Raw genomic sequence first — 26,482 nt, 5'->3', positions numbered from 1 at the left:
ATGGCTACAGCAAAACAAAGCTTATTATTGTCCTCACTCATGGGAAGCCTGCTGCTTGCAGGCTGCTCTTTGGCTCCGGAATATCAACCTGCAAAGGTCATAGTTCCCGTCAAATTTAAAGAGTCTGATCCTAAACTTGAAGACAATAATTGGAAAATTGCCCAACCTGCCGATCAGCAGGTTCGAGGTGAATGGTGGCGTGTTTTTAATGATGTTCAATTAAATGAACTAGAACAACAAGCGATTGCCGGCAACCAAAGTCTAAAAGCCGCAGCTGCTAATATTCAAGCTTCCCGCGCATTACGTTCAGCAGCACAAGCTGAACGCTTGCCAAGTATTCGTGCTGGCTTTGGTCCAACTCGGCAAAAACCTTCTCCCGCTTCATTGGGTCTAGATGACAATGCTCATACGTCTGCACAGACCTTATGGCGTGCTCAAGCCAATGTTTCATATGAGCTCGATTTATTTGGCCGTATTGCCAGTAGTGTCAATGCAGCAACAGCTGATCTACAGCAACAAGAAGCTCTATATCAATCGGCGCTTTTAGCTTTACAAGCAGATGTTGCACAAGGCTACTTTCTCATTCGTCAGCTTGATGCTGAACAAGCAATTTATAATCGCACCATTAAGTTACTTGGCGAGACACGCGACTTGGTTCAAACACGTTTTAGAAATGGTTTAGTCAGTGAATTAGATGTTTCTCGCGCACAGACCGAACTTGCTACAGCACAAACGAGCGCATTAAATATTGCTCGCAACAGAGCTAATGCAGAGCATGCTCTTGCAGTATTATTAGGCAAAACACCAGCTGAGTTTAGCTTGGTAGTTCAACCTTTAACTGCAAACAACATTCGTCTTCCAGCAGGTTTACCTTCGGCTTTACTTGAAAGACGACCTGACATTGCGGCTGCCGAGCGTGCTATGGCAGCAGATAATGCGCGTATTGGAATTGCGCGTGCTGCTTTCTTCCCAAAACTGGACCTAACTGGTGCCCTCGGTTATGAATCATCAAGTTTAGGTGAGTTGGGTAAATGGTCGAGCCGTACATTCTTGCTTGGTCCTGTGGCAGGTACTATTTTGTCTTTGCCATTATTTGACGGCGGGCAACGTAAGGCTGGAATTGCTCAAGCACGAGCTGCCTATGAAGAAAGCGTTGCAAACTATCGCCAAACTGTATTGAATGCATTTCGCGAAGTTGAAAATGGTTTATCAGATCAAAGAATTCTTGATCAGCAAATTCAGGCTCAAAGCCAAGCACTCTCTTCTTCTCGTCATGCAAATCAATTGTCTCATTTACGTTATCGAGAAGGTGCGATTAGCTATCTTGATGTGATTGACTCAGATCGGACTATTTTGCAACAAGAGCAACTTTCTGCACAGCTAAACGGCAGTAGAATGATGGCTAGTGTAGATTTAATCCGCGCATTAGGGGGTGGATGGCAGGCTGTTTCAACTAATTAACGTGATAAAAAAAAGCGCCATATGGCGCTTTTTTTATATTTACAACTTATTGTGCGTATACAGGGAATTTTGCACAAAGCGCTTCAACTTTCGCTTTTACTTCAGCAATAACTTTTTCGTCACCTTTGCTGTCAATCACGTCAGCGATCCAACCAGCAAGTTCACGAACTTCGGCTTCACCAAAACCACGAGTTGTTACTGCTGGAGTACCGATACGGATACCAGAAGTCACAAATGGAGAACGCGGGTCATTTGGAACTGAGTTTTTGTTCACAGTAATGTGAGCAGCACCTAACCAAGCATCTGCATCTTTACCAGTTACGTCTTGTTTGATTAAAGATAACAAGAACAAGTGGTTGTCTGTACCACCAGAAACAACATCATAACCACGAGCGATGAATACTTCAGCCATAGCTTGAGCATTTTTCACAACTTGTTGTTGGTAAGCTTTAAAGTCATCAGACATAGCTTCTTTGAAGCAGATTGCTTTAGCAGCAATCGCATGCATTAATGGACCACCTTGGTTACCAGGGAATACAGCTGATTGAAGTTTTTTCTCAATTTCTTCATTCGCTTTCGCAAGGATTAAACCAGAACGTGGACCACGAAGCGTTTTGTGAGTCGTCGTTGTTGTTACGTCAGCAATTTGAACTGGGTTTGGATATACACCAGCAGCAACAAGACCTGCAACGTGAGCCATATCAACAAAAAGGTAAGCGCCAACTTTGTCCGCGATGTCACGGAAACGTTGCCAATCTACAACACGGCTATAAGCAGAGAAACCAGCAACGATCATACGTGGCTTGTGCTCTAACGCTAAACGTTCAACTTCTTCGTAATCGATCTCGCCAGTTTCAGCGTTTAGACCGTATTGAACTGCATTATAAGTTTTACCAGAGAAGCTTACTTTTGCACCGTGAGTCAAGTGACCACCGTGAGCCAAGCTCATACCTAAAACTGTATCGCCCGGGTTAAGAAGCGCTAAATAAACAGCAGAGTTAGCTTGTGAACCAGCGTGTGGTTGAACGTTTGCGTAATCTGCACCAAAAAGTTCTTTAGCACGATCAATCGCCATTTGCTCGATGATATCCACATACTCGCAACCGCCATAATAGCGTTTGCCTGGATAACCTTCTGCATATTTGTTCGTAAGTTTTGATCCTTGCGCTTCCATCACAGCAGGAGAGCAATAGTTTTCAGATGCAATTAACTCGATATGTGCTTCTTGACGCTCACCTTCAGAAGCAATTGCTTGAGCTAATTCTGGATCAAATTCAGAAATGGAAATATTGGCAAACATTAGCGGGGGTCCTATAAATTAGGGCTTTTAAGCCGTGCTAAGATTGCGGCATATTGTAGCATGAACTTTATAATTAAACAGAATGAAGTTAGCTCAGTTTTAAATAAAAATGGCTCAAGTTTTATAAAAAATGAGCCATTGTTTATAAATCAAATAAAAAGCTCGTTTAAAGCTTATATTTTAAATTTATCCATCGTTAATTTTAGCTTACAACAATATTAAAAAGTCTTTAAATATCAATAACTCTATTGAGCTGCCAGTAAAGACTGAACATTTCCAACAATATTATCTACATTACTGCTCATCACCGTGCCATGGTCCCAGTTACCCGTTACATAACTATTAATTTTAGTGCCTACAGCAGTGGCATTAGATATCAATAGATCAGTTGCCAATTTAGGTACTGTCGAATCTGCTACCCCTTGATAAATAATGATTGGTGTAGTGACTTTGGCCTGTAAAGGTTGAGAATCTTTTTCCAAAAACGTTTTAACTAGTGGCACAGCCATAAAATTAGGTTGTGTACGCGTATAACCATCTAATGTTTCCCCATGAGTTGCAATATAAACTTGCATAGTAGCGCTAAAATCCCCGAGTAAAGGTTCATAACAAAAACCTTCAGCGCCTTGTGCAACCCTTGCAGTAGATTCAGTAAATACTTGAAGATAATTAAAGTCTGGATGGGTATTACGAATTCCTGCTACAACAAGCGCTGTAAATGCATCAAGCTGCGCATAGATTGCCTTTTTTTCATATACTGATGCACTTGCAGCTTTTAATTCTCCATTTAAAAGAATACTTCCTAAATTAGAAGCAGGTGCTACCGCTACTGTACCTTTATAGTCTAGTTGTGCACGGCTCGCATATTGTGCAGCACCTAATGCAGCATGCCCACCCTGAGAATGTCCTACTGTTAACCATTTTTTTGAGGTTAATAAATTACGTTGTGATAAATAGTTACGTGTTGCAACCACGGCATCTGTAATTGAAAAAGCCTCACTTTTAACATTTAAAAATGGATGTATGCCTGGAGTACCTAAACCTTCATAGTCAGGTGCGACCACAACATAACCTGCGGCTAGTAATTTACTAATTAAATCTTTTGTACTATCTGCTAAAGCTGCTTTACTTGGTGCGCAAGCATCTGCCACACCCGTAGTACCATGCGCCCAGACTACAATTGGCCAACCGCCTACTGGTGGTGGAGTGTTTGGTGTAAATAACAAACTGGTTGCCTGCACTTCTTGACCACTTTGACCCAACATTTTATAAGTCAAAATACTACTTTCTGCGGCAACTGATCCTAAGTTGGTGCTTGTGTAAGCCTCGACCTTAACGACTGGATTTTGAATATTATTGGTTGGAGTCCCAGATGGATTAGTAGGAGCGGAGCCATCATCACTACTCCCTCCTCCACAAGCGACTAAAAATAAACTCGTGCTAAGAACACTGGTCATGAACAGTTTCATTTTCATTGGTATATCTTCCCTTAAATTCCATTTTTGTTTTGCTTTAGTTTTTTAATCAACATTTCCTAATGTCTTAAAATATTTACGCCTAATCTTTATTTTCCGCAAGTTCTATTGGATGAAATGAATCTCAGAAAACTCTATTTTTAATATAAATTAACGTTCTCGCTACTCTCAGGCCTCACTTCATGTTTTAAAGTGGGTAGCCAACTGTTAACATTCTTGATTACTCGTGATTGATTAAAGGGCCAGTTATGCAAACCATTATTTTAGATACAGAAACACATACACTAAATGGTTTGCCTATTGAAATTGCGTATGCCCCGATTGAGATTAATGCAGGCAAGCTCACCTTAGATAAAAGCAAATTATTTGATCAACTTTATCAGGTTGGTACACCTATCTCTTACGCGGCTATGGCAGTACACCATATATTAGAGTCAGATTTAGAAAACCAGCCCCACTATAAAACTTTTAAATTGCCAGAGACTACAACTTATATTATTGGTCACAATATTGATTACGATATTGCCGCGATTGCTCGTTGTGGTGTGGATGTATCTAATATCAAACCGATTTGTACACTAGCTTTAGCGCGCAAAACTTGGCCTGATGCAGAAGCGCATAATATTTCTGCACTCATCTATATGATTTCTCAAGGCAGCAGTAAAGCTCGAGAATTGCTCAAAGGCGCGCACCGAGCCGATGCGGATATTATTTTGACTGCTAATATTTTGATGCATATTGTCTATCATTTAAATATTCAAGACATTGAAGAGCTTTACCGAGTTTCTGAAGAAGCACGTATCCCTACGACTATTAATTTTGGTAAGCATAAAGGTACAGCAATTGCTGAACTCCCTAAAGACTATATTCAATGGTTATTACGTCAAGATGAACTTGACGTCTATTTACGTAAAGCGTTAGAAGGCGCATTTTAAAGTCTTAAATAGATGATATTCATCAATTCTTCATCATATTGTCATTTTTGAGTTTTATGGTTAACCCCATTTATATTTTATTAAAAACAGTACTGTTCAACTGAGAAAATTGAACAGTCTGATTTATTTTTTATTTGGGGAAAAATGATGGCTGGTTTTTATCGAACCAATTTAGGAAGAGTCGCGCTTCAACAACGCAACATTACTTTAAATGCAAAACAAAGACGTTTACTACTATTAATAGATCACGAAGATTTTCAAAATTTAAATAGCGAATTTAAAAAACGTATTGCATCTCCAGAGCTTATTCAACAGCTTATCGACTTAAAACTTATTGCTCCTTCTGGCGAAAATTATTCAGAATTAAATGAACAAATATCTTTCCCACAATTATCCGTAACTCCAATAGAAGCTCATCAAAAAAATACTATAGATGATAATAAAAGTGACGATATAGTTAGTGAAATTCAGGTTACTCAATCATCATCTTTTCAACTTTCACCTACTGAAATTACCCAGCCACCAATTCGAGTTCAACAGCTCTCTTTTGAAGAAATACAACAGTTGATGAAGCAAACCTTGAGTCAATATTGTGGGCTGATGGCAAAACCACTTATTCAGAAAATAGAACAAATAAAAACGCTTCAAGAGCTTAAAATGTGCCAAACGCAATGGATTACCAGCTTACAGGAGTCGCGTATTCCCCCTAATGAACTAGCACATACGCTTCATTCTATTAATTATTCAATTCAACTTATTCAACAACGCATCTAAAAAAACAACAAGGTGCTGTTTAATTAAGCATTAAACTCACTTGTTACCTATTTCGTGCTTTACCTATTGGTGTTTTTTTCCTATGATGTGGCCCACACATGTGCGCTCGTAGCTCAGTTGGATAGAGTACAGGTTTCCGAAGCCTGGGGTCGTGGGTTCGATCCCCGCCGAGCGCGCCAGTTTATATATAATAACTTCATAAATTTATCTCAATTTCATAAAATTCCGACTATTTTACTTGGTTTATTAATCATTATCGCTCAAAATATACCCCTCTTTCATAATGTGAGAATTTCATGACTGATGCTTTGGTTTTAAGAGATTTGTCCAAAACATATCGTAATGGTTTTCAGGCGTTAAAAGGTATTAACCTCACTGTGCCTGAAGGTGAATTTTATGCGTTGTTAGGCCCAAATGGTGCCGGCAAATCAACAACCATTGGTATTATCAGTTCCCTCACGAAAAAAACCGAAGGAACAGTTGAGATTTTTGGGCATAATCTCGACACTCATCCATCCTTAGCAAAACAACAACTTGGCGTTGTCCCTCAAGAATTTAACTTTGGACAGTTTGAAAAAGCGTTCGATATTTTAGTCACCCAAGCTGGCTATTACGGTATCCATAGAAAGATTGCAGAAAAACGTGCCGAACATTATTTAGAAAAGCTAGGCCTCTGGGAAAAACGCAATATACAAGCACGTATGCTATCGGGTGGTATGAAGCGCCGTCTCATGATTGCCCGTGCCATGATGCATGAACCTAAACTTCTTATTTTAGATGAACCTACTGCGGGTGTTGATATTGAATTACGCCGCTCTATGTGGGATTTTCTAACCGAAATGAACGAAAGCGGTACTTCTATTATTTTGACTACACATTATCTCGAAGAAGCAGAAATGTTGTGTCGTCAAATTGCTATCATTGACCGCGGTGTCATTAAAGAAGACACAAGCATGAAAAGTTTCTTAAACCAGCTGAGTGAAGAGTCTTTTATTTTTGATTTGGCAGAACCCATTGCCCCACTCCAATTAAATATTATTGGTGTGAAGTTCAACTTAATTGATAGCAGCACTTTAGAAGTGACGATGGATAAAGCACATACATTAAATGACTTATTCCAACTTTTAGAATCACAAGGTATTCGTGTTCGTAGTATGCGAAACAAATCGAACCGTCTAGAAGAGCTATTCGTCAAAATGGTTGAGAAAAATCTTGAAGGAGAGGCAAAATGAATTTTAGCCAACTGCAAATTGCCCTCTGGACTCTAGTTCGTAAAGAAGTACGCCGATTTCTACGTATTTGGCCACAAACCTTATTACCACCTGCGATCACGATGAGTTTGTACTTTGTCATTTTTGGTAATTTGGTTGGTTCGCGCATTGGACAAATGGGCGGCGTGAGCTACATGCAGTTTATCGTACCCGGCCTCATCATGATGGCGGTTATTACCAATAGTTATGCTAACGTATCTTCAAGTTTCTTTAGTGTGAAATTCCAAAAGAGCATTGAAGAACTGATTATGAGTCCTGTGCCACTACATATTATTTTGTGGGGCTATGTCATTGGTGGTATTTGCCGTGGTGTATTGGTCGGAGCAATTGTGACAACAATGAGCATGTTCTTTACAGACCTTTTTATACATAACTGGTTTGTGACTATATATACAGTCTTAATTACATCTGTTTTATTTTCCTTAGGCGGCTTCATTAATGCAGTCTATGCAAAATCATTTGATGATATTTCTATTATTCCAACTTTTGTCCTTACACCTTTAACCTATTTAGGTGGTGTGTTCTATGCCATTAGTGCACTTGGCCCTTTTTGGCAAAAACTTTCTTTAATTAATCCTATTGTGTATATGGTTAACGCTTTCCGTTTCGGCATTTTAGGTCATAGTGACGTGAACGTTACGTTCTCTTTAATCATTGTGACATTATGCTGTGCTGTACTTTACGGAATTGCTTACTATTTACTTGCTCGTGGTTCAGGAATGCGTGAATGAGTGTCGAACAGTCTTTATTGGGTAAAGAAACTCAATATCCAACTAACTATCAACCTGATGTTTTATTTCCAATTGCTCGTGCTCAGTCTCGTGAAGCCTATTCGCATATTGAAGGTATTACACAAGGTAAAGATTGGTGGCATGTTTTTGAAATTTCATGGTTAAATGCTCATGCCATTCCGCAAGTTGCTATTGGCAGAATTACACTGCCAGCTTCTTCACCAAATTTGATTGAATCAAAGTCACTAAAACTTTACTTCAATAGCCTTAACTTCACTCAGTTTGACTCTAAACAGTCGTTTATTGAAACGGTTGAAAAAGATCTATCTGCTGCGGCAGGTGCAAAAGTTGAGTTAACCTTATTTCAAGTAGATGATTTAGAGATTTCTAAGCCTCAAGGCATTTGTATTGATGACTTAGATCCAGAGCGTTTAGAGCAACATCCAGATGCGACTCTATTAAAACGAGATGCGTCTGATGAAGAAGTCGAAATTGAGCTATATTCTCATCTTTTAAGAAGTAACTGCCCAGTCACGGGACAACCGGATTGGGGTACAGTTTTTATCCGTTTTAAGGGCAAAAAACCTTGTTATCGTAGTGTTTTAGCTTATATTATCTCGTACCGTCAGCATAACGGCTTTCACGAACAGTGTGTCGAGCAGATTTTTGCTGATATTTGGCAAAATTTGCAGCCTGAAAAGCTGATGGTTTATGCAACTTATACTCGTCGCGGCGGACTTGATATTAACCCTTGCCGAGTATCGGATCTTTCATGGATGCCAAAACCGATTCGATTGGCACGACAATAAAACGAATAATTTGAGGATACACCATGCCGTTTTTTGGTTTTACCCCTTCTGAAGGCTTATTGAACGATATACAAACTGGAATTGCGAACAAAAATTCTAGTGAGCCTTTATACCCACTTCGCGATAAGATTGCTTTACAACTTAATGAAGAGATTATTGATAATGTCTTAATTCAGTTAGTTCAGCACTTCCCTGCAAGTGAAAAGCGCGATACCGCCGAAAAACTAGCAGGCTATGTCAAATCAACAGTCGCTGTTCTTTTAAAACAATTGTTAAGCAAAGCGCCAAACGATGTTGTTAAACAGTCGGTAGAGTTCTCTGAAAAAAGCTTATTTAAAGATCCACAAGGTCAATATAAAGTAGGTGTAACTCTAGATCCTAGTTTAGTGACTAATCTTCAGCATAACTTCACTGAGCTTAAAGCGGGTAACGATATCAATAAAGCTGCATTGGCTGAACTGTATAAACAGTTTGGAGATGCTATGGTTAAACATTTTATGTCTGATTTTAATAAGACATTAGACCTTGGCATGATCAAGCGTAAAGCAGCTGATATTGGTGCGGCAGCTGTAACAAAAGCAGTTCATATTGCGATCGACAAACTCATCCCTAGCTTAAATCGCACTGAACTAAAAGCGATGGCTGAATATCACGAAAGTCTATTCTTTAACTAATAAAAAATAGCCTATCGGAAACCTAGCGAGAGCTAGGTTTTTTTATTGCAAAATATTGATATACATTGCCATTAATCAGGTTTATGTTAGCATGCGCCAAGCACTGATTGACCTAGTTAACGCCGCATGTCTCCTAGCCCACAATATAAGTTTTTACGCCAAGCTCCTCGAGATGGTCTTAGCACCGCTATGCAACCATCAAGGTGGCAACAACTCCACATTGACCCGTGGTTATGTCTATTTTTGCTGTTAAATGCGCTATTAGGTTTAACTGTACTATATAGTGCTTCGGCACAGGATGTAGGTCTGGTTAGTAAGCAAGCCATGAGTTTTGGTATTGGCTTTTTAGTAATGTTTGGTCTAGCCCAAATTCCGCCTAAGGTCTATCAAGCGTTTTCCCCATACTTTTATTTGTTCGGCCTATTTTCGCTTGTGGCAGTTATGGTATTTGGTGAAGTCCGAATGGGTGCTCAGCGCTGGATTGATATTCCCGGTTTCGGGAGTGTCCAACCCAGTGAGTTCATGAAAATCGGCATGCCGATGATGATTGCATGGTTTTTAGCACGAAAACCTCTTCCCCCTAGTTTTTCACAAGTTGTTTTATCATTAATGTTAATTGGTATTCCCTTTTTACTGATTGCAGAACAACCTGATTTAGGAACATCACTTTTAGTATTAGCAAGCGGTATATTTGTCTTATTTTTAAGTGGACTATCATGGCGAATGATTGGTGCAGCTGCCGCATGTGCAGCAATCGTAATTCCAATTGCGTGGGAATTTCTTTTACACGACTATCAACGCCAAAGGGTTTTAACCTTACTTGATCCAGAGGCAGATGCACTCGGTACGGGTTGGAATATTATTCAATCTAAAACTGCAATTGGTTCTGGTGGTTTTTCAGGTAAAGGTTTCCTTGAAGGCACCCAATCACATTTACACTTTTTACCCGAAGGACATACTGACTTTATTATTGCTGCATATTCCGAAGAATTTGGGCTCATCGGTGTACTTATTTTAGTAATCCTTTATTTTGCCATTATTTTTAGAACATTCCAGATCGGTTTACAAAGCTTCCATAACTATGGACGTTTAGTTGCTGGCGCCTTTGGTTTGTCTTTTTTTGTTTATGTATTTGTAAATGCGGGAATGGTCAGTGGTATTTTACCTGTAGTAGGTGTTCCTTTACCTTTTATGAGTTATGGTGGAACAGCTATTATTACTTTAATGGCCACCTTTGGTTTAGTCATGTCCATTCATACACATCGATAATCTGGAATTTTAAAACGATATGTTGTCTCAACACTTAAATAAAACTTTAAAAATGCTCGCTTTGTGTACTGGCTTAATCAGTACAAGTCATTTCGCTCAGGCCAACGATTTTGCAACACATCCTGATTATTTGAATTTTAAACAAAAAACGATGAATGCTTATGGCTTAAGTAGCGATCAAGTCGATGCAGCCATGAGTGGTGCAAAAAATTTACCAAACATTCTAAATATTATGACTCGCCCGGGTGAAAGTAAGCCTTGGTATGATTATCGCTCTATGTTCTTGGTTGAAGGCACAATTCAACGTGGTGTCCGTTTTAAAAATCAATATGCAGATGCGTTAAATCGTGCAGAACAACAATATGGCGTATCTCAAGCTGTCATTTTAGGTATTTTGGGCGTTGAAACAGGTTATGGCGCAAATAAAGGTTCTTTTATTACACGTGATGCTTTAGCTACCCTTGCTTTTGGCTACCCTCGCCGTGCTGAATATTTTGGTGATGAGCTAGCTGCTCTTATTGCATGGACTTATAAAGAAGGCTACCCAACAAATAGTATTGTTGGTTCCTATGCAGGTGCGATTGGCTATCCACAATTTATGCCAAGCAATATTAGTAAATATGGGGTGGATTATGACGGTAATGGACATATCGACTTAAGAAACTCAGCAGAAGATGCTATTGGATCAATTGCAAACTACTTAGCAAAACAAGGTTGGCAACGCGACCAACCGATCGGGTTTATGGCTCGTTACACTGGGTCAAATCCAGAAAGTATTATTGCTAAAGATTTAACGCAACCTTTCCCATATGGTGCATTAAAGACACTCGGTATTTCTCCATTGAATCCTTTAGTTAAAATTGATGATCTCGATATGGTGAATGTTATTCAATTACAAGACTATAATGGTCCAATTTACTATTTAACTTACCCGAATTTTCAAGTGATTACGACTTATAATAAGAGCCGTATGTACGCTACTGCTGTATGGTTATTAGGCACCGAAGTAGCTAGCCGATAGGCTAGCTTTTTATACTTTATGTAAAAGTCAATAAATATTTTTGTTAAATAGATCGCAATACATACATCTTTAATAACTTGTTACATTATTGATTATTTTTTAACCTAAAACTGTAAGTTTTTGCCCTTTTTGTAAAGATTTCTCGTTAAAGACTAGACACTCTCCGTAACCGATGAATATTATCCCCCCCAATATAGCAATTGCAAAAGTGAATAATAAGGCATGTTCACTTTAAATTTCAGTCAATGGCTGGAAGAAAAAAGTACATGTTCTCAGGAGTTTATACAAATGCAGTTATCGCTGAAATACGTTCTTGCACTGACGGCTAGTTTAAGTATGGCCCCACTGCACGCTGAAATGGTGCAGTCATCATCATTAAACAGTGATGTAGATGGTCCTAATCTAGCAGCACGTGTATTGAGTAAAGATACTCAAAACTTTAATTCTCGTTTTTCTAACATTAACAGTCTTTCAATCACTGAACGTTCTGGCGATCAAATCCGTCGTCAAGCTATCGCAGCAAAAATTGAAATCCCTGAAGATGAGCCTTCAGTGATTGAAAAACTTAACACAGTAGCTTCAAACACTGTTCGTAAGTTTAGCCAAACTGGTATGGCATCTTGGTATGGCCGCCAATTCCATGGTCGTAAAACTGCAAGTGGTGAAACATTCGACATGAATGCTTTAACTGCTGCTCACCGTAGCCTACCGTTGAACTGTTACATTCGAGTAACGAATAAAGACAATGGTAAAAGTGTGGTTGTAAAAGTAAATGACCGTGGTCCTTTCCATGGCAACCGTGTACTTGACCTATCATACGGTGCAGCTAAACGTCTTGGTATTACCAATGCTGGAACTGCTAAAGTAAATATTGAGCGTGTTGATGGCCCAACTTCATAAGTTATAGCCTCTCGAGTTCATGTAAAAAGCCGCAATTTTTTCTGCGGCTTTTTTATATTTTAAGTTATTAAAATGATGCCTAACTTAAAGTTAAAAAATCCTCTTTTTTTAACCCTTATCTAACTCCGAATTTGAATATTTTTTAAACAAAAAACTATGCTTATTTAGTATAAGTCAATTTCATCTCTAATTTGCGCTTAGAGCGACTTTATTAAATTTGCGCTACCCTAGTACCATTTTTCCAAAATAAATGCTATTTATGGCGTTTTTAGAGTAGATGAGTAGAGCTTTTTCATATAATTTTCCCATCAATCACAAAATTACCCTTTTTTAGATGATTTCATCATTTAGCAACACAGAAAAAATATTATAAAAAATTGCATCATTCTTGAGGTCGAATTGACCACCCTTTCAATCACAGTCACATTATTTTTTCGTTTGCCCTTTCTTCGGTTTTTTTAATGCAATGTTCCCTATAGTTGAATAGTGTTAGTTTCTTGTCGAGATCCTCAAGAACAGGCTAAAATATACTCACAAAAATAAATCGAAGTTAAAACAAGGAGTGTGCTACCAATGAAATCCATTACTGAATGGTTTGATGAATATAGCGAAAGTCATCAAAATCCAACCAATAAACAAATTCACTGGCTTTGCGTTCCCGCCATTTTATTTTCTATTATTGGAATCATTGCGCATTTCAGCACATTGCTTACTGCTTTATTACTTGTGTTGACCTTAGTATTTTATGCACGTTTAGATCTTGTACTTGCTGTTGCAATGGCTGCCTTACTTGTTGTTATGGCATGGCTCATTTACACCCTACCTGTAGGAGTCGGATTTTATATCGCTATTTTTGTGATTGCTTGGGTTGGACAATTTTACGGACATAAAGTCGAAGGCAAAAAACCGTCTTTCTTTAAAGATTTACAATTCCTATTGATTGGACCAGTTTGGTGTATGGATGCTTATCTCTCAAAAATCTTACCTAAATGGAAAAGCAGACAAAAACAAGCTCTTGCTTAAAGATGAATTTAAAGCTGAATCCTTTCGATTCAGCTTTTGCATGTTAGTAATTGATTAGAAAATTTATAAAATAAAAAAATCCTAAACTTGCTATCACACTTAAAAGAACTTTTTTTAGGTAAATAGCGATTACAATACAAAATATTGCTGCATAAATATAAGAATTATTTATCACACCTCTTAAATGGTCACCATCGAAAAAAATAACTGGAATACAGATTGCAGTTAACAAACAAGGTGCAGAATAGTTAAGCATCTTATTCAGAATAAGCGGCAGTTTAATTTTTACTTGAGGTTCTAAAAAATAATAGCGATTAAAAAAGATGATTGCTGCCAAGCCTAAAATCATAAACCAAGACATATTATTGCTCCTTACCTATTTTTTCAGTTAAAACAGCAATTAACATTCCCATTAATCCTGAAAGTAAAATCGCCCCCTCAATTTGATAAAATTTAAATAAAAACCCACTTAAACAAGTTGTTAGCACACCAGCTATGACCGGAAATCCTTTACATAACGGCACAATCATGGCAATAAAAATAGCAACGATCGAAAAATCCAAATGGTAATTTAAAAGATCAGGTATCACTGTCGCCAGCAGTATTCCCACCAAGCTAAAAGCAACCCAAAATAAATAAAAACACAGTCCAGCTCCGAGCAGATATTCCGAACTTCTTTTTTCAAATGGAGCACTCACCGCAAACAATTCATCTGTTAATAAAAAGCCTAAACTCAATCGCTTAGGTAGGGACAAAATAGAAATGTCATTTCTTAAAGTTAATGCATAAATAAAATGCTGAGCCGTTAAAAAGAAAATAGTCAAATAAATTGTAAAAACAGATGCTCCTTCCATAGCCATGCTTAAGCTAACCAACTGAGCAGCTCCAGCAAAGACGAGTCCAGACATTGCTAGTGCTTTATAGAAAGATAATCCTGCATGAATTGCCATAGATCCCGCTAAGATTGCCCACGGAATAACAGAAATTGACAAGGGCAAAATATCTATTGCACCACGTAAAAATAAATAGGATGGCTTATTTTTTGAAAACCCAACTGGCTGATTAAGCTGAATATTCATATATAAAATCCAATATAAGTAACATCTCTATACCATGCTTGATGAGTGCCGACTTATATTGGATAAAATTGCTTTAAAACTAATTTATTTATATGTTCAAACTTGCTACATATTGAGTGGGTGTGACGCCCATTGCTTTTTTAAAGTGACGGTTAAAATGGCTTTGGTCAGAAAAACCACATTGTTGTGCCACCATGGCAATTTGGTCCCCCTGTTTTAATAACTGTCTTGCTTTTTGTAAACGTGCTTGTACAAGCCAAGCATGAGGTGGCAAGCCCACATATTTTTTAAATTGCCTTAAGAAATGCCAAGCGCTCAAGCCGACCATGTCAGCCAAGTCTTGTAAAGAAAAGTTGGTTTCAGGCATTTCTACGAGCAATTCTTTAATTCTTAATATTTTTGAATATGCTTCTGGCAAATCACAAAAAGTATGATTTGATTTACTATGCCTCTTCATCAGACAAGCTAATGTCGTTAAATACATCGTTTCTTTGAGTAAAAAATTATCTTTTTGTTCTAATAAATCAAAAAGTAAGCAAAGCTGTTGAGCCAAACCTAGGTCGCGAATCACAGCTTGAGGAAACCATGGTGCTCCATGTGGATTTTCAAAAAAATCTTGGCTAACTTCTGCTAACATTTCAGGTGTTGGATAGATCGCTCGATAACGCCACCCTGATTCAACAGCCGATGAACCCGTATGAATCTCGTCAGCATTAACTAAAATAATATCACCTTTAGGAGCTACATGTAGCTGTCCCGTCCTAAAAAAAGACTGTGCTCCTTCTTCAATTACACCAATACAGTACCCTTCATGAGTATGCTTTGAAAATTGTGTTTGGTGATAATGTGCTTTTAATAACTCTAAACCGCCCAACTCTCGCACATGCAGATAATCGGCTTGCTCCCGCTGCATAAATACGTCTCATCTATTCAATAAAAAAACCATAGCATGTTTTAACAAACTGAATAGAACAAAATTGCTCTATGAAAATAATCTGATTAAACGTTCACTTGGGCTTTATTGATAGATCAGTCCGTCATGTTTAAGCCATCCACCTTCATGACGACCTTGTGGATCGTGATGAGTCCAATGTAGTACACCACCTTTTGGGTTATATTCATATTCGCCATAAAACTCAACGATGTCGCCTTTATTTAGATTAGAAATTTTAGGTGCCAAATCTATATTATGTGCAACCAAAATTGAAAGACCATTTTTTAACACTAGAATGAATTTCTGGTGTCTTGACCCATCATTATCGTCTCTTAAAATTGCTTTGACTCGACCACTTCCCTGCACTTGAACATTACTTTGTCTCTGCTCATAAGCAGCTTTTACAGTGTCCACCCCATTATTTGAAAGTGTAGTTTCATTACGCTGAGCTGCGGGTATAGTTGATGATGGTGATTGACTTTGCTTATGCCCAGATAAATCTAGACCAAAATACGCAGCAATCAATAAAATAATGACACCACCAATACTGAGATTTTTTTTATTTGTCATTGTATACCCTTATTTTAACTGAGATAAAAAAAGCCCCAATGGGGCTTTTTTTATTGTGATACGAATTACTTCGCAGCAGCTTGAGCAGCAGCAACTTCTTCAGCGAAGCTAAGTTCTGCTTTCTTCTCAATACCTTCACCAACTTCGAAACGTACGAATTCAGCAACAGTAGTACCAGTTGCTTTTAATACATCAGCAACTTTCTTGTCGTTGTCGATTACATACATTTGACGATCAAGAGCAACTTCGTTCAAGTATTTATCAACTGAACCAGTTACCATTTTCTCAACGATGTTAGCTGGCTTACCAGATTCTAACGCTTTCGCTTCAGCAATTTCTTTTTCTTTAGCGATAAGGTCAGCAGGAACAGCTTCAGCATTTACAGCTACTGGGTTGAATGCAGCAACGTGCATTGCAATACCTTTACCAGTATCAGCATCACCAGTATAAGAAACTACAACACCGATTTTTAAACCGTGTTTGTAGATAGCCAAGTTTTCGCCTTCAACGATTTTCGCGCGACGAACTTGGATGTTTTCACCGATTTTTTGAACAAGTGCAATACGAGCTTCTTCAACTGATTGACCGTCTGCTAATTTTAATTCAGCGATTTTAGCAGCATCAGTTTCACCAGCAGCTAAAGCAGCAGTAGCAACAGCTTTAGAGAAGTTAGAGAAGTTTTCGTCTTTAGCAACGAAGTCAGTTTGACAGTTAACTTCAACTAAAATTGCTTTGTTGCCTTCTTGAACGATTGTGATTGCACCGTCAGCAGCAATGTTACCAGCTTTTTTAGCAGCTTTAGCTTGACCAGATTTACGAAGGTTATCAATAGCAAGCTCGATGTCACCGTTCGCTTCTGTTAATGCTTTTTTGCATTCCATCATTGCAAGACCAGTACGGTCACGTAATTCTTTTACCATGCTTGCAGTAATTGCAGTCATGTTGATCTCCTAAAATCGGTAGAAAATAAATCTTTTCAACAAAAACGGCCCAAAGAAACTCTGGGCCGTTTGCACTCTCGACGCTTAATTTGCCACCATTACATGTCGCAAAAATGACAAGCCTGCGTCAAAACGCATTAAGCCTCAGAAGCGTCTTTCGCAGCGTCATCGCCTTTTGCTTGAGCGTTCGCTTGAGATTGAGCGTATTCTTTACCAGCAAGAATTGCGTCAGCCATAGCTGAAGCATATAGAGTTACTGCACGGATCGCATCATCGTTACCAGGAATAACGTAATCAACGTTGTCTGGGTTAGAGTTTGTATCAACGATACCGATAACAGGAATACCTAAGTTCTTAGCTTCTTTGATTGCAATCGCTTCGTGATCAACGTCGATTACAAATAATGCGTCAGGTAAACCACCCATGTTTTTAACGCCGCCTAAAGAGCGCTCAAGTTTTTCCATCTCACGAGCACGTTCTAAAGCTTCACGTTTAGTAAGCTTAGCAAAAGTACCATCTTGAGATTGAGTTTGAAGATCTTTTAAACGGTTGATAGATTGGCGAAGTGTTTTCCAGTTCGTCAACATACCACCTAACCAACGGTGATCTACATATGGTTGACCAGCGCGTTGAGCTTGTTCACGGATGATGTTAGAAGCAGCACGTTTTGTACCAACGAACAAAACTTTGTTCTTTTTGCTTGCTAATTGGTTAGCGAAGTTCAAAGCATCATTTAACGCAGGAACAGTGTGCTCAAGGTTGATGATGTGAATTTTGTTGCGCGCGCCAAAAATGTATTGACGCATTTTTGGATTCCAGAAACGAGTTTGGTGACCAAAGTGCGCACCTGCTTGAAGAAGGTCGCGCATGCTTACGTTGTAATCTGCCATTTTCTTTACCTTAAAAGTTGGGTTAGGCCTCCATATATCCGCATTCTCCACCTTTTTACGGGCACCCAGAGTAATGTGACGATATATGTGCGGATTTTTTACTCCATCTATCAAAATTGTTCGTAAAAGATATTCACGAAAAGCATTTGATAAAATGGGCGGCTATTTATACCATAGACACTTGTAAATTACCAAAAGTTTTTAGAGATCATGAACAGTACTTATACAGCTCCACGTCGATTAATCAAAACTCCAGATGAAATTGAAAAAATGCGCATTGCAGGACGACTGGCGGCTGAAGTTCTAGAGATGATCAAGCCCCATATTAAGGCAGGTGTGAGTACACTTGAACTTGATACCATTTGTCGCAATCACATTGAAAATGTGCAGCATGCTATTCCTGCATGTGTAGGCTATGGTGGAGCTCCTGGGCGCCCTGCTTTTCAACACTCTATTTGTACTTCGGTTAACCATGTTGTCTGTCATGGTATTCCCTCTGAAAATAAAATTTTAAAAAATGGTGACATCCTTAATATTGATGTCACTGTCATTAAAGATGGTTATCACGGCGATACCAACATGATGTATGTCGTTGGTGGTGAAACTTCTATTTTAGCCAACCGTCTATGCAAAGTTGCTCAAGAAGCGATGTATCGTGGGATGGCAACTGTTAGAGATGGTTCATATTTAGGTGATATCGGCCACGCAATCCAAAAGTATGTCGAATCAGAACGTTTTAGTGTAGTACGCGAATATTGTGGTCACGGTATTGGAACTGTTTTCCATGATGAACCTCAAGTACTCCATTATGGTCAAGCTGGTACAGGTATGCGTCTAGAAGCAGGTATGACTTTTACAATTGAACCAATGGTAAATGCTGGCGTATGGCAAACTAAATTGTTAGGTGACAAATGGACTGTCGTAACCAAAGACCATAAACTTTCAGCTCAGTATGAACATACTATTTTAGTCACCCAAACAGGCATTGAAGTTTTAACTGCTCGTCCTGAAGAAGACTTATCCCGTTTCAACTAATAATTTAAAAATCTTAAATAAAAGGCTACTTTATGTAGCCTTTTATTATTTATTATGTATTTTTATTAATAAATCTTTCTAAATATAAACAAATATTTCAAAAAAATTACAATTATTAATTTTTAATACACAATCTATTCAATAAAACAAGGTATGGTGGGCTCAATAAAAATCAGTAAACAAATGTCGGACATGGAGTCCTTTTATGATGAAAAAGTCATTATTTTGTATGACAGCTGCCTTTTTTGCTCTGCCAACATTCACTTATGCCGCTTCACCATATTTTAGTTTTAAAGATGGTGATGGCTTCAAACGTTTTTCTGTCTCTGCGGGTTGGCTCCATGCTATGCCTCAAGGCTCAGGAAACCCTGTCAATATCAATACTAGCGTCGCAGAAGGTACAACATCTAAAGTTGGAGATGTATCTACAAAAGCCGTTTTAGATGCAATCGACCAAAGTAAAACTTCAGGAAAATTCTGGTATAGCACTATTAGCCTTCTTGATAAGTTTACAGACACTCTTCCCTCATCACTTGCAGGTACAGCAGAAGTTAATGGTCTTTCTCAATGGCAACAACAAGGTTCTGGCTTAGAAGCTGCTGATGTTGATACTGTTGGTCTTATGTTTAATTACAACTTTACGGACAATTTATCTTTAGAAATTAAAGGTGGTATTCCTCCTAAAGTAGATATTAATGGAAAAGGTAATATTTACGCTCCCCTTTCTGGAAAAGCGACTCCACTAAAAGATGGATCTTTAATAGGAGGAATCATAGGAGATGGAATTTCCGAGGCGGGTGGAGATATTCCTTTAAAACAAGACCTGCATATTACTGATCTTTCTCAGGGAGGTAAGGCTGCGACTGCTCGTGCATGGTTACCAGCCGTTGAACTACATTATCAATTTGGTAAATCAGGGGTAAATAAGTTCCGTCCTTATATCGGAGCTGGCGTGATGTATGCATACTTTAATGATTTAAAAATGAATCCCGGTATTGAGGCCGATTTAATTCAAGCGGGTCACATGATCCAGAATATCCATGATGGTAAAGCTGGTGCAGCATTAGATCGCAAAACATCATCAGCAAATCCTATCGTTAAACTAGAAGCAACCGATACTTTTGCCCCTATTGTGACTTTAGGTGCATCTTATGACTTCAACCCGAACTGGTTTGCTGTTGGTTCAGTTTCATATTCCAAAATGAATAGTGAAGCAAAAATCTATGTGACTGACCAAAATACAGGTAAAGAGCTAATTAAAGCGAATACCAAAATTGATATTGATCCACTCATTACATATGTTGGTGTCGGTTACCGCTTCTAACTTTTGTGTCACACAAAGCTATAAAAACTTATGCACGTTTTTATAGCTTTCTTTTTTGTAGATTTTGCTTCTTTTTAAATCAAAACGCTAAAAAAATGAGCACTTTTATGAAGCCAATAGAAAAAATTTACTACTCTCCTCTCTTATGAGTATTTACTGATTTATTTCTATTTTTTAATTAATTTTATTTTTAATAAACTAACTCAATAGAATTAGAAAGTAATTTTTCCTTTTTAGTAAAATTAATTTTTTGGCACAAGCTTTGCTTTATTCATAGCAAGATGAGTCAACGATGATTCAATGAATAAACCAAGACGGCCAACGATGTCCGCTCTGATCGGTTTGCAGATAGGCAATAAATCGCCTTGCAAATTAAAATTTCGTTCAGTTCAGAGGGACGCCGTATGTCTTCAAATGTCAATCAAGATGCAAAAAAAGCAACTGAAATAAAATTATTTAGCTTTTCTACTCCTGCAATGCGTGCTTTCCACATGACATGGCTCGCATTCTTTGTGTGCTTCTTCGCATGGTTTGCCTGTGCTCCACTTATGCCAGTGATTAAAGGTGAATTTGGCTTAACCAAAGACCAGATTGCCAATATTAATATTGCCGCCGTTGCAATTACGATTTTAGTACGACTTGTCGTAGGTCCGCTTTGTGATAAATATGGACCGAGGATTACCTATACAGCCCTTCTCTTGCTTGGCAGTATTCCTGTATTTGGTGTTGCTGCTGCCAACAGTTATGAGTCTTTTTTATTCTTCCGCTTACTAATTGGTGCAATTGGCGCAAGCTTTGTTATTACGCAATACCATACAAGTGTTATGTTTGCGCCTAATGTTGTAGGCACGGCAAATGCAGCTGCTGCTGGTTGGGGTAATGCTGGTGGCGGTGCAACTCAAGCCTTAATGCCTTTGTTACTTGGCGCAATTGTCATGTTTGGTGTTGAGCAAACTATGGGTTGGCGTGTTGCATTAATCGTACCAGGCCTGATGATGGTCATTGTCGGCATTCTTTACTGGAAATTAACCCAAGACTGCCCTCAAGGAAACTTTAAAGAAGTCCGTGCACAAGGTATTGAAGTTGGCAGTGGTAAAAAAGGTGGTATGGCTATTTTAATGCAAGCTGCTCGCAACTACCGTGTCTGGATTTTATTTGTGGCTTACGGTGCATGTTTCGGTATTGAAATTTTTATCCATAACGTTGCAGCAATGTACTATGTTGATCAGTTCAAGATGGATTTAAAAACTGCTGGTTTAACCGCGGGGATATTTGGCCTTCTTGCACTCTTTGCTCGTGCACTTGGTGGTATTATTTCCGATAAAGTCGCACTCAAAAAAGGTTTAGATGGCCGCACGAAAGTACTGGTACTGATGATTTTGGGCGAAGGTTTATTCTTAATTCTCTTTTCTCAAATGAATGTCGTTGCACTTGCAATTATCTCTATGACGATTTTTGCCCTGTTTACTCATATGGCTTGTGGCGCGACATATGCTCTCGTACCATTTATTGATCGTAATGCATTAGGTGGTGTCGCAGGAATTATTGGTGCAGGCGGAAATGTGGGTGCTGTCGCAGCTGGTTTCTTGCTTAAGGGTTTACTTGATATTCAAACTTGCCTGTTTATTTTAGGTGGTCTGGTTATAGTTGCAGGCTGTAGCGTAATTTTGATTCGCTTTACAACAGAACATAAAGCAAAAGAACAAATTCTTTTTGAACAAGCCTTGCTGGAACGTAACTCTGCTGCTTAATTTTTACAAGGAGTAGAAATCAGGATTTTTTCTACTCCCTTATTTTTTATAAAAGCATACAACTCATACTTACTTTTTAATTCTTCTTAAGTATTCTTGCTGTCTATATCGATATTTTTCGATATATCTTCTACAATAAATTATCATTATTATAATTTTCCATTAATCATGACTAAAACTGGCAACCAATTTTCTCAGTCCCTCATCTATATGCTGATTGGCAGTGCAATTATTCTGGCACTTTCTCTCGGTGTACGGCATGGTTTCGGTCTCTACCTTGTACCGATGAGCCATGAATTTGGCTGGGGACAGCATGTTTTTAGTCTTGCGATAGCCATGCAGAATCTGATCTGGGGAGCTGTTCAGCCTTTTACCGGGGCAATTGCAGATAAATATGGCAGTAAAGTTGTGGTTGCTGTTGGTGGCTTACTTTATACCCTAGGCCTACTTTTAATGGCTTTTAGTTCAAGTGTACTCATTTTGAATTTAAGCTTAGGTCTTATTATTGGCTTAGCTTTATCAGCAACCTCTTTTACGGTTTTACTGAGTGCAGTAGGCCAAGCCGCCCCACCAGAAAAAAGAAGTATGGCAATGGGTATTGCCAGTGCAGCAGGCTCTTTTGGTCAGTTTATTATGCTACCTTCCACCCTTCTCTTGCTTAAAACGGTAGGATGGTCGTCAGCTTTAATGGTGAGTGCGTTGTTAATTGCGCTTATCATTCCCCTAGCGTGGATGCTAAAAGGGCCAAGCAATCAAAAACCAAAAGCAATTACTCAACCTCAGCTCACATTTAAACAAGTACTGAATATTGCTAGAAAACATAAGCCATTCTGGTGGTTAGCTTTAGGCTTTTTAGTGTGTGGATTTCAGGTGGTCTTCTTAGGTGTTCATCTACCGGGCTATTTAATCGATCACGGCTTTGATGCAGCTACAGGTACTATGTTTCTAGCACTAGTAGGACTATTTAATATTGTGGGAACTTATGGGGCAGGTTGGCTAGGAGATCGATTCTCAAAACCTAAATTATTAATGGCGCTTTACGGTAGCCGAGGCATCGCAATCATCGCATTTTTACTATTACCTCTAAGCACTTATACGGTATATGCTTTTGGCGTCATTATGGGACTTTTATGGCTCTCTACAGTTCCACTTACCAACGGGATTGTCGCAAATATGTTCGGTGTTAAATACCTTTCAATGCTCAGTGGTATTGTGTTTTTCACCCATCAAGTCGGGTCTTTCTTTGGCGGTTGGCTTGGCGGTGTTAACCATGACTTAACAGGTAATTACAATGCGATTTGGCTATGTTCAATAGCATTGAGTATATTAGGGGTAATCGTACATTTCTTTGTAAATGAGGAGGCTGTTATTCATGACGCATAATGCCTTACTTTTGAAAACAATTATGACTTTGCTCGTGATTACTCTGCTGGCCTGTTCAATCATTTTATGGAAACAAACTCCTGATTTATTTGTATATTTCAATCAAGCTTTTTGTGCCCACTAGAGATATAGACAGCCAGATGCATACTGCAAATTGTCATAAAAATATAAAAAACCTATGGTCTAATGAAAATAAAAAAGCCGGCAAGTTTGCGGGCTTTTTTATGGAAAACTTATTTAAAATCAAAACAAACGATTCATACCATTAAGTGCAGCTACACGATATGCTTCGGCCATTGTTGGATAGTTAAACGTTGTTTCGACAAAATATTTCAGAGTATTGTTTGGGCTGTGCATAACTGCTTGCCCAATGTGGATAATTTCGGCAGCGTTATTACCAAAACAGTGAATACCTAAAATTTCCATAGTGTCACGGTGGAAAAGAATTTTTAACTCACCCACTGTATCACCGGTAATTTGTGCACGAGCCAAATGACGGAAAGAAGCCTGACCTACTTCATACGGAATTTTCTCTTCCGTTAATTCCTGTTCATTTTTACCAATTGATGAGATTTCCGGAATAGTATAAATACCAGTCGGGATATCACGTACTGGCTTCGCATCTTCACCACTCATGTTTGCGCCAGCACAGCGCCCTTGGTCATAAGCAGCAGAAGCAAGTGATGGCCAACCAATCACATCACCAGCAGCATAAATATTTTCAACTTCAGTTTGATATTGATCATTTACTGAAAGTTGACCACGGTTATTTGGTACTAACCCAACATTCTCAAGACCTAAGCCTTCTGTGTTACCTGAACGGCCGTTACACCAAAGAATCGCATCGGCTTTAATCTTTTTACCACTTTGTAAATGTAGTACAACATGGTCGTCAAACGTTTCCAGGTGATCCATTTGCTCATTGTGACGAATCAATACACCTTGTTCACGTAAGTGATAAGACAATGCATCAGCAATCTCATCATCTAGATAACTTAATAATTTTTGCTGAGTATTAATCAAGTCAACTTTATGGTCTAAACCAATAAAGATTGAGGCATATTCACAACCAATAACACCTGCGCCGTAAATAATGATTTTTTGAATTGAATAATCAAGATCAAGGATTTTGTCCGAATCGAATACGCGAGGATGATCAAAGTCTAAACCTTGCGGATGATAAGGACGACTACCTGTCGCAATCACGATTTGCTTACAAATAATTGTTTCTTTAATGCCTTCATGGCTAAAAACTAAAACTGTATTTTTATCTTGGATATATGCACGGCCGTGGAATACACCGATTTTGTTACGATCGTAAAAACGTGTATGCGTATCAACCTGTTGTTGAATTACTTTATGTGCATTACGCAAAACCTGTTTCATGGTGAACTGTTTCCATTCACCTACTTTCTGAAACATTGGATCGCGCTGATAGCGGATAATACTAGAAACTGTTTGACGTAATGCTTTACTTGGAATGGTACCTACGTGTGCACAGTTACCACCCAGTTGATCACGCACATCTACAATTGCAACACGCTTACCCGCTTTTGCAAGCTTCATTGCCGCGCCTTCACCTGCAGGTCCAGAACCGAGAACTACCGCATCGTATTTAACGAAATTCCCACTAACGACCTCTTTTTTACGTGGCATTGAAAGCTCCTTCCTCACTTGAATGACCATATTTTATAATAAATTATGGCTAATATGCGGTGAATTTATGTATTTCTCAACCCTATATTTCTGAATAACCACATTTATTATATGAATAGTTATTTTCCGCTATTAACCGTAGAAGTTCGCTATAATACAATGTCAATGTCTCTATAAACGAGTGGAAAAGTTAAATATGTCAGAACACCGTAAACCTGAACAGGGTGTAAAACTTCGTGGCGCAGAAAAAGTCGCAAGAATTCCTGTAAAAGTTGTACCTACGGTTGAAGTGCCGCGTAAACCTGACTGGATTCGTGTCAAGATGACGGCACCAGAAGAAGTTCAGCGTATTAAAACCACTTTACGTGCTCAAAAACTCCATACCGTTTGTGAAGAAGCTGCTTGTCCAAACCTACCAGAATGTTTTGGTGGTGGTACAGCAACATTCATGATCATGGGTGATATTTGTACACGTCGTTGCCCTTTCTGTGATGTAGCACATGGTCGTCCAAATGCACTCGATGCAGATGAACCTCGTCACATGGCAGAGACAATTGCTAATCTTAAGCTCAAATATGCAGTAATTACTTCGGTTGACCGTGATGACTTACTTGACGGCGGTGCACAACACTTTGTGGACTGTATCAAAGAAGCTCGTGCACTAAGCCCAAATACATTGCTTGAGATTTTAGTACCAGATTTCCGCGGACGTATGGATATTGCTTTACGCATTATGACTGAATGTCCACCAGACGTATTTAACCACAACATCGAGACTGTGCCACGTCTATATAAAGCAATGCGCCCAGGTTCAGACTATCAACATTCTTTAAACTTATTAAAAATGTTTAAAGAATATTGCCCTGATATCCCAACAAAATGTGGTTTGATGGTGGGTATCGGTGAAACTGAAGAAGAAGTTATTGCTTTGCTTGATGACTTGCGCGCTCACGATGTTGACTATGTGACTATTGGTCAATACTTACAACCTTCTAAACAACACGCGCCAATTGACCGCTTTGTAACACCAGAAGAGTTCGAACGTTATGCAGAGCATGGCCGTAAACTTGGCTTTAGAAATATTTGGTCTGCACCAATGGTTCGTTCAAGTTACTTTGCTGATCGTCAATACCACGGTGAACCAGTACCGGAAGTTCGTCGCAAAGTAGATCCAGCTAAAAAAATCGCTGTTCAAGTTGTCGAAGCTTAAAAATTAAATATCTATAAAAGCCCTCTACGTTAGAGGGCTTTTTATTTGTATAAGAAAATCAATAAC

Annotated in this window: 26 protein-coding genes and 1 tRNA gene; 18 read left to right on the top strand and 9 right to left on the bottom strand. The window is 38.7% G+C overall.

What is annotated here, in order from left to right; genetic code table 11:
- Nucleotides 1-1,461, top strand: coding sequence for an efflux transporter outer membrane subunit (locus tag ACYU0V_RS05770; RefSeq protein WP_461849366.1), 1,461 nt, complete (start codon nt 1-3; stop codon nt 1,459-1,461).
- A gap of 46 nt (nt 1,462-1,507) precedes the next feature.
- Here the strand turns inward: ACYU0V_RS05770 and glyA are convergent, their stop codons facing one another.
- The gene (gene glyA, locus ACYU0V_RS05765; protein ID WP_014207236.1) at nt 1,508-2,761 is read right to left on the bottom strand and encodes a serine hydroxymethyltransferase; all 1,254 of its coding nucleotides are present in this window, start codon (nt 2,759-2,761) and stop codon (nt 1,508-1,510) included.
- A gap of 60 nt (nt 2,762-2,821) precedes the next feature.
- Between glyA and ACYU0V_RS05760 the strand changes: the two genes are divergently transcribed.
- A complete protein-coding gene (locus tag ACYU0V_RS05760) occupies nt 2,822-2,983 on the top strand; it encodes a hypothetical protein (protein WP_002118133.1) in 162 nt (53 codons plus the stop codon).
- 23 nt (nt 2,984-3,006) lie between these two features.
- Here ACYU0V_RS05760 and ACYU0V_RS05755 read toward each other — a convergent pair whose 3' ends face one another.
- On the bottom strand, nt 3,007-4,236 hold the full coding sequence (locus ACYU0V_RS05755) for an alpha/beta fold hydrolase (protein WP_461849363.1): 1,230 nt from the start codon (nt 4,234-4,236) through the stop codon (nt 3,007-3,009).
- 248 nt (nt 4,237-4,484) lie between these two features.
- Between ACYU0V_RS05755 and ACYU0V_RS05750 the strand changes: the two genes are divergently transcribed.
- From ACYU0V_RS05750 to ACYU0V_RS05700, 11 genes are all read left to right on the top strand, one after another.
- Nucleotides 4,485-5,171 carry a putative quorum-sensing-regulated virulence factor gene (locus ACYU0V_RS05750; protein WP_002118253.1) on the top strand — a complete coding sequence of 229 codons (687 nt, stop codon included), beginning with the start codon at nt 4,485-4,487 and terminating at the stop codon, nt 5,169-5,171.
- A 144-nt stretch (nt 5,172-5,315) separates the two neighbouring features.
- The gene (locus ACYU0V_RS05745) at nt 5,316-5,945 is read left to right on the top strand and encodes a hypothetical protein (protein ID WP_199983662.1); all 630 of its coding nucleotides are present in this window, start codon (nt 5,316-5,318) and stop codon (nt 5,943-5,945) included.
- Nucleotides 5,946-6,047: 102 nt separating this feature from the next.
- Nucleotides 6,048-6,124 (top strand) — tRNA-Arg (locus tag ACYU0V_RS05740).
- Nucleotides 6,125-6,241: 117 nt separating this feature from the next.
- On the top strand, nt 6,242-7,177 hold the full coding sequence (locus ACYU0V_RS05735) for an ABC transporter ATP-binding protein (RefSeq protein ID WP_017386538.1): 936 nt from the start codon (nt 6,242-6,244) through the stop codon (nt 7,175-7,177).
- Nucleotides 7,174-7,947, top strand: coding sequence for an ABC transporter permease (locus ACYU0V_RS05730; protein WP_002118099.1), 774 nt, complete (start codon nt 7,174-7,176; stop codon nt 7,945-7,947). The genes ACYU0V_RS05735 and ACYU0V_RS05730 overlap by 4 nt, the downstream gene beginning before the upstream one ends.
- Nucleotides 7,944-8,756, top strand: a complete 813-nt coding sequence (gene queF, locus ACYU0V_RS05725; protein WP_014207239.1) for an NADPH-dependent 7-cyano-7-deazaguanine reductase QueF — start codon at nt 7,944-7,946, stop codon at nt 8,754-8,756. The genes ACYU0V_RS05730 and queF overlap by 4 nt, the downstream gene beginning before the upstream one ends.
- 23 nt (nt 8,757-8,779) lie before the next feature.
- Nucleotides 8,780-9,430, top strand: a complete 651-nt coding sequence (locus ACYU0V_RS05720) for a hypothetical protein (RefSeq protein ID WP_002118229.1) — start codon at nt 8,780-8,782, stop codon at nt 9,428-9,430.
- 126 nt (nt 9,431-9,556) lie between these two features.
- Nucleotides 9,557-10,699: a rod shape-determining protein RodA gene (gene rodA / locus ACYU0V_RS05715; RefSeq protein ID WP_005068220.1), complete on the top strand. Its 1,143-nt coding sequence runs from the start codon at nt 9,557-9,559 to the stop codon at nt 10,697-10,699.
- A 19-nt stretch (nt 10,700-10,718) separates the two neighbouring features.
- Complete coding sequence (gene mltB, locus ACYU0V_RS05710) at nt 10,719-11,720, top strand: lytic murein transglycosylase B (RefSeq protein ID WP_005068218.1); 1,002 nt, start codon at nt 10,719-10,721, stop codon at nt 11,718-11,720.
- 288 nt (nt 11,721-12,008) lie between these two features.
- The gene (locus ACYU0V_RS05705; RefSeq protein ID WP_002118141.1) at nt 12,009-12,620 is read left to right on the top strand and encodes a septal ring lytic transglycosylase RlpA family protein; all 612 of its coding nucleotides are present in this window, start codon (nt 12,009-12,011) and stop codon (nt 12,618-12,620) included.
- Nucleotides 12,621-13,193: 573 nt separating this feature from the next.
- Nucleotides 13,194-13,643 (top strand): Mpo1 family 2-hydroxy fatty acid dioxygenase, encoded by a 450-nt coding sequence (locus ACYU0V_RS05700; RefSeq protein WP_002118194.1) that lies wholly within the window; start codon nt 13,194-13,196, stop codon nt 13,641-13,643.
- A 43-nt stretch (nt 13,644-13,686) separates the two neighbouring features.
- On the opposite strand, the gene ACYU0V_RS05695 is transcribed toward ACYU0V_RS05700, so the two are convergent.
- The 6 genes from ACYU0V_RS05695 to rpsB all read right to left on the bottom strand — a co-directional run bounded on the left by ACYU0V_RS05695 (nt 13,687) and on the right by rpsB (nt 18,057).
- Nucleotides 13,687-14,004: an AzlD domain-containing protein gene (locus ACYU0V_RS05695; RefSeq protein WP_213689487.1), complete on the bottom strand. Its 318-nt coding sequence runs from the start codon at nt 14,002-14,004 to the stop codon at nt 13,687-13,689.
- A gap of 1 nt (nt 14,005) precedes the next feature.
- Entirely contained in the window at nt 14,006-14,722 is a 717-nt protein-coding gene (locus ACYU0V_RS05690; RefSeq protein WP_461849359.1) for an AzlC family ABC transporter permease, read from the bottom strand.
- A gap of 88 nt (nt 14,723-14,810) precedes the next feature.
- A complete protein-coding gene (locus tag ACYU0V_RS05685) occupies nt 14,811-15,635 on the bottom strand; it encodes a helix-turn-helix transcriptional regulator (RefSeq protein ID WP_086265824.1) in 825 nt (274 codons plus the stop codon).
- Between the two features lie 105 nt (nt 15,636-15,740).
- Nucleotides 15,741-16,226, bottom strand: a complete 486-nt coding sequence (locus ACYU0V_RS05680) for a DUF3465 domain-containing protein (RefSeq protein ID WP_461849357.1) — start codon at nt 16,224-16,226, stop codon at nt 15,741-15,743.
- 65 nt (nt 16,227-16,291) lie between these two features.
- Nucleotides 16,292-17,167: a translation elongation factor Ts gene (gene tsf / locus ACYU0V_RS05675; RefSeq protein ID WP_002118238.1), complete on the bottom strand. Its 876-nt coding sequence runs from the start codon at nt 17,165-17,167 to the stop codon at nt 16,292-16,294.
- Nucleotides 17,168-17,304: 137 nt separating this feature from the next.
- Nucleotides 17,305-18,057 (bottom strand): 30S ribosomal protein S2, encoded by a 753-nt coding sequence (gene rpsB / locus ACYU0V_RS05670; RefSeq protein WP_002118204.1) that lies wholly within the window; start codon nt 18,055-18,057, stop codon nt 17,305-17,307.
- A 210-nt stretch (nt 18,058-18,267) separates the two neighbouring features.
- On the opposite strand from rpsB, the gene map reads away from it, so the two are divergent.
- The 4 genes from map (at nt 18,268) to ACYU0V_RS05650 (ending at nt 23,550) form a co-directional block, all read left to right on the top strand.
- Nucleotides 18,268-19,092 carry a type I methionyl aminopeptidase gene (gene map, locus ACYU0V_RS05665; protein ID WP_046811653.1) on the top strand — a complete coding sequence of 275 codons (825 nt, stop codon included), beginning with the start codon at nt 18,268-18,270 and terminating at the stop codon, nt 19,090-19,092.
- A gap of 205 nt (nt 19,093-19,297) precedes the next feature.
- On the top strand, nt 19,298-20,416 hold the full coding sequence (locus tag ACYU0V_RS05660; RefSeq protein ID WP_032055410.1) for an OmpW/AlkL family protein: 1,119 nt from the start codon (nt 19,298-19,300) through the stop codon (nt 20,414-20,416).
- Nucleotides 20,417-20,820: 404 nt separating this feature from the next.
- On the top strand, nt 20,821-22,167 hold the full coding sequence (locus tag ACYU0V_RS05655) for an MFS transporter (RefSeq protein WP_461849355.1): 1,347 nt from the start codon (nt 20,821-20,823) through the stop codon (nt 22,165-22,167).
- Nucleotides 22,168-22,335: 168 nt separating this feature from the next.
- Nucleotides 22,336-23,550, top strand: coding sequence for an MFS transporter (locus tag ACYU0V_RS05650; protein WP_461849354.1), 1,215 nt, complete (start codon nt 22,336-22,338; stop codon nt 23,548-23,550).
- Between the two features lie 243 nt (nt 23,551-23,793).
- On the opposite strand, the gene sthA is transcribed toward ACYU0V_RS05650, so the two are convergent.
- Nucleotides 23,794-25,206 (bottom strand): Si-specific NAD(P)(+) transhydrogenase, encoded by a 1,413-nt coding sequence (gene sthA, locus ACYU0V_RS05645; protein WP_002118117.1) that lies wholly within the window; start codon nt 25,204-25,206, stop codon nt 23,794-23,796.
- 196 nt (nt 25,207-25,402) lie between these two features.
- On the opposite strand from sthA, the gene lipA reads away from it, so the two are divergent.
- On the top strand, nt 25,403-26,416 hold the full coding sequence (gene lipA, locus ACYU0V_RS05640; protein ID WP_002118167.1) for a lipoyl synthase: 1,014 nt from the start codon (nt 25,403-25,405) through the stop codon (nt 26,414-26,416).
- Nucleotides 26,417-26,482 lie beyond the last annotated feature (66 nt).

The sequence above is a fragment of the Acinetobacter sp. X9 genome (genome assembly GCF_054889255.1).
This window is presented reverse-complemented; position numbering and strand designations above follow the sequence as displayed.

Coding starts and splice junctions, on each gene's coding strand:
- ACYU0V_RS05770 (WP_461849366.1), top strand. CDS start 1: ATGGCTACAGCAAAACAAAGCTTATTATTGTCCTCACTCATGGGAAGC.
- glyA (WP_014207236.1), bottom strand. CDS start 2,761: ATGTTTGCCAATATTTCCATTTCTGAATTTGATCCAGAATTAGCTCAA.
- ACYU0V_RS05760 (WP_002118133.1), top strand. CDS start 2,822: ATGAACTTTATAATTAAACAGAATGAAGTTAGCTCAGTTTTAAATAAA.
- ACYU0V_RS05755 (WP_461849363.1), bottom strand. CDS start 4,236: ATGAAAATGAAACTGTTCATGACCAGTGTTCTTAGCACGAGTTTATTT.
- ACYU0V_RS05750 (WP_002118253.1), top strand. CDS start 4,485: ATGCAAACCATTATTTTAGATACAGAAACACATACACTAAATGGTTTG.
- ACYU0V_RS05745 (WP_199983662.1), top strand. CDS start 5,316: ATGATGGCTGGTTTTTATCGAACCAATTTAGGAAGAGTCGCGCTTCAA.
- ACYU0V_RS05735 (WP_017386538.1), top strand. CDS start 6,242: ATGACTGATGCTTTGGTTTTAAGAGATTTGTCCAAAACATATCGTAAT.
- ACYU0V_RS05730 (WP_002118099.1), top strand. CDS start 7,174: ATGAATTTTAGCCAACTGCAAATTGCCCTCTGGACTCTAGTTCGTAAA.
- queF (WP_014207239.1), top strand. CDS start 7,944: ATGAGTGTCGAACAGTCTTTATTGGGTAAAGAAACTCAATATCCAACT.
- ACYU0V_RS05720 (WP_002118229.1), top strand. CDS start 8,780: ATGCCGTTTTTTGGTTTTACCCCTTCTGAAGGCTTATTGAACGATATA.
- rodA (WP_005068220.1), top strand. CDS start 9,557: ATGTCTCCTAGCCCACAATATAAGTTTTTACGCCAAGCTCCTCGAGAT.
- mltB (WP_005068218.1), top strand. CDS start 10,719: ATGTTGTCTCAACACTTAAATAAAACTTTAAAAATGCTCGCTTTGTGT.
- ACYU0V_RS05705 (WP_002118141.1), top strand. CDS start 12,009: ATGCAGTTATCGCTGAAATACGTTCTTGCACTGACGGCTAGTTTAAGT.
- ACYU0V_RS05700 (WP_002118194.1), top strand. CDS start 13,194: ATGAAATCCATTACTGAATGGTTTGATGAATATAGCGAAAGTCATCAA.
- ACYU0V_RS05695 (WP_213689487.1), bottom strand. CDS start 14,004: ATGTCTTGGTTTATGATTTTAGGCTTGGCAGCAATCATCTTTTTTAAT.
- ACYU0V_RS05690 (WP_461849359.1), bottom strand. CDS start 14,722: ATGAATATTCAGCTTAATCAGCCAGTTGGGTTTTCAAAAAATAAGCCA.
- ACYU0V_RS05685 (WP_086265824.1), bottom strand. CDS start 15,635: ATGCAGCGGGAGCAAGCCGATTATCTGCATGTGCGAGAGTTGGGCGGT.
- ACYU0V_RS05680 (WP_461849357.1), bottom strand. CDS start 16,226: ATGACAAATAAAAAAAATCTCAGTATTGGTGGTGTCATTATTTTATTG.
- tsf (WP_002118238.1), bottom strand. CDS start 17,167: ATGACTGCAATTACTGCAAGCATGGTAAAAGAATTACGTGACCGTACT.
- rpsB (WP_002118204.1), bottom strand. CDS start 18,057: ATGGCAGATTACAACGTAAGCATGCGCGACCTTCTTCAAGCAGGTGCG.
- map (WP_046811653.1), top strand. CDS start 18,268: ATGAACAGTACTTATACAGCTCCACGTCGATTAATCAAAACTCCAGAT.
- ACYU0V_RS05660 (WP_032055410.1), top strand. CDS start 19,298: ATGATGAAAAAGTCATTATTTTGTATGACAGCTGCCTTTTTTGCTCTG.
- ACYU0V_RS05655 (WP_461849355.1), top strand. CDS start 20,821: ATGTCTTCAAATGTCAATCAAGATGCAAAAAAAGCAACTGAAATAAAA.
- ACYU0V_RS05650 (WP_461849354.1), top strand. CDS start 22,336: ATGACTAAAACTGGCAACCAATTTTCTCAGTCCCTCATCTATATGCTG.
- sthA (WP_002118117.1), bottom strand. CDS start 25,206: ATGCCACGTAAAAAAGAGGTCGTTAGTGGGAATTTCGTTAAATACGAT.
- lipA (WP_002118167.1), top strand. CDS start 25,403: ATGTCAGAACACCGTAAACCTGAACAGGGTGTAAAACTTCGTGGCGCA.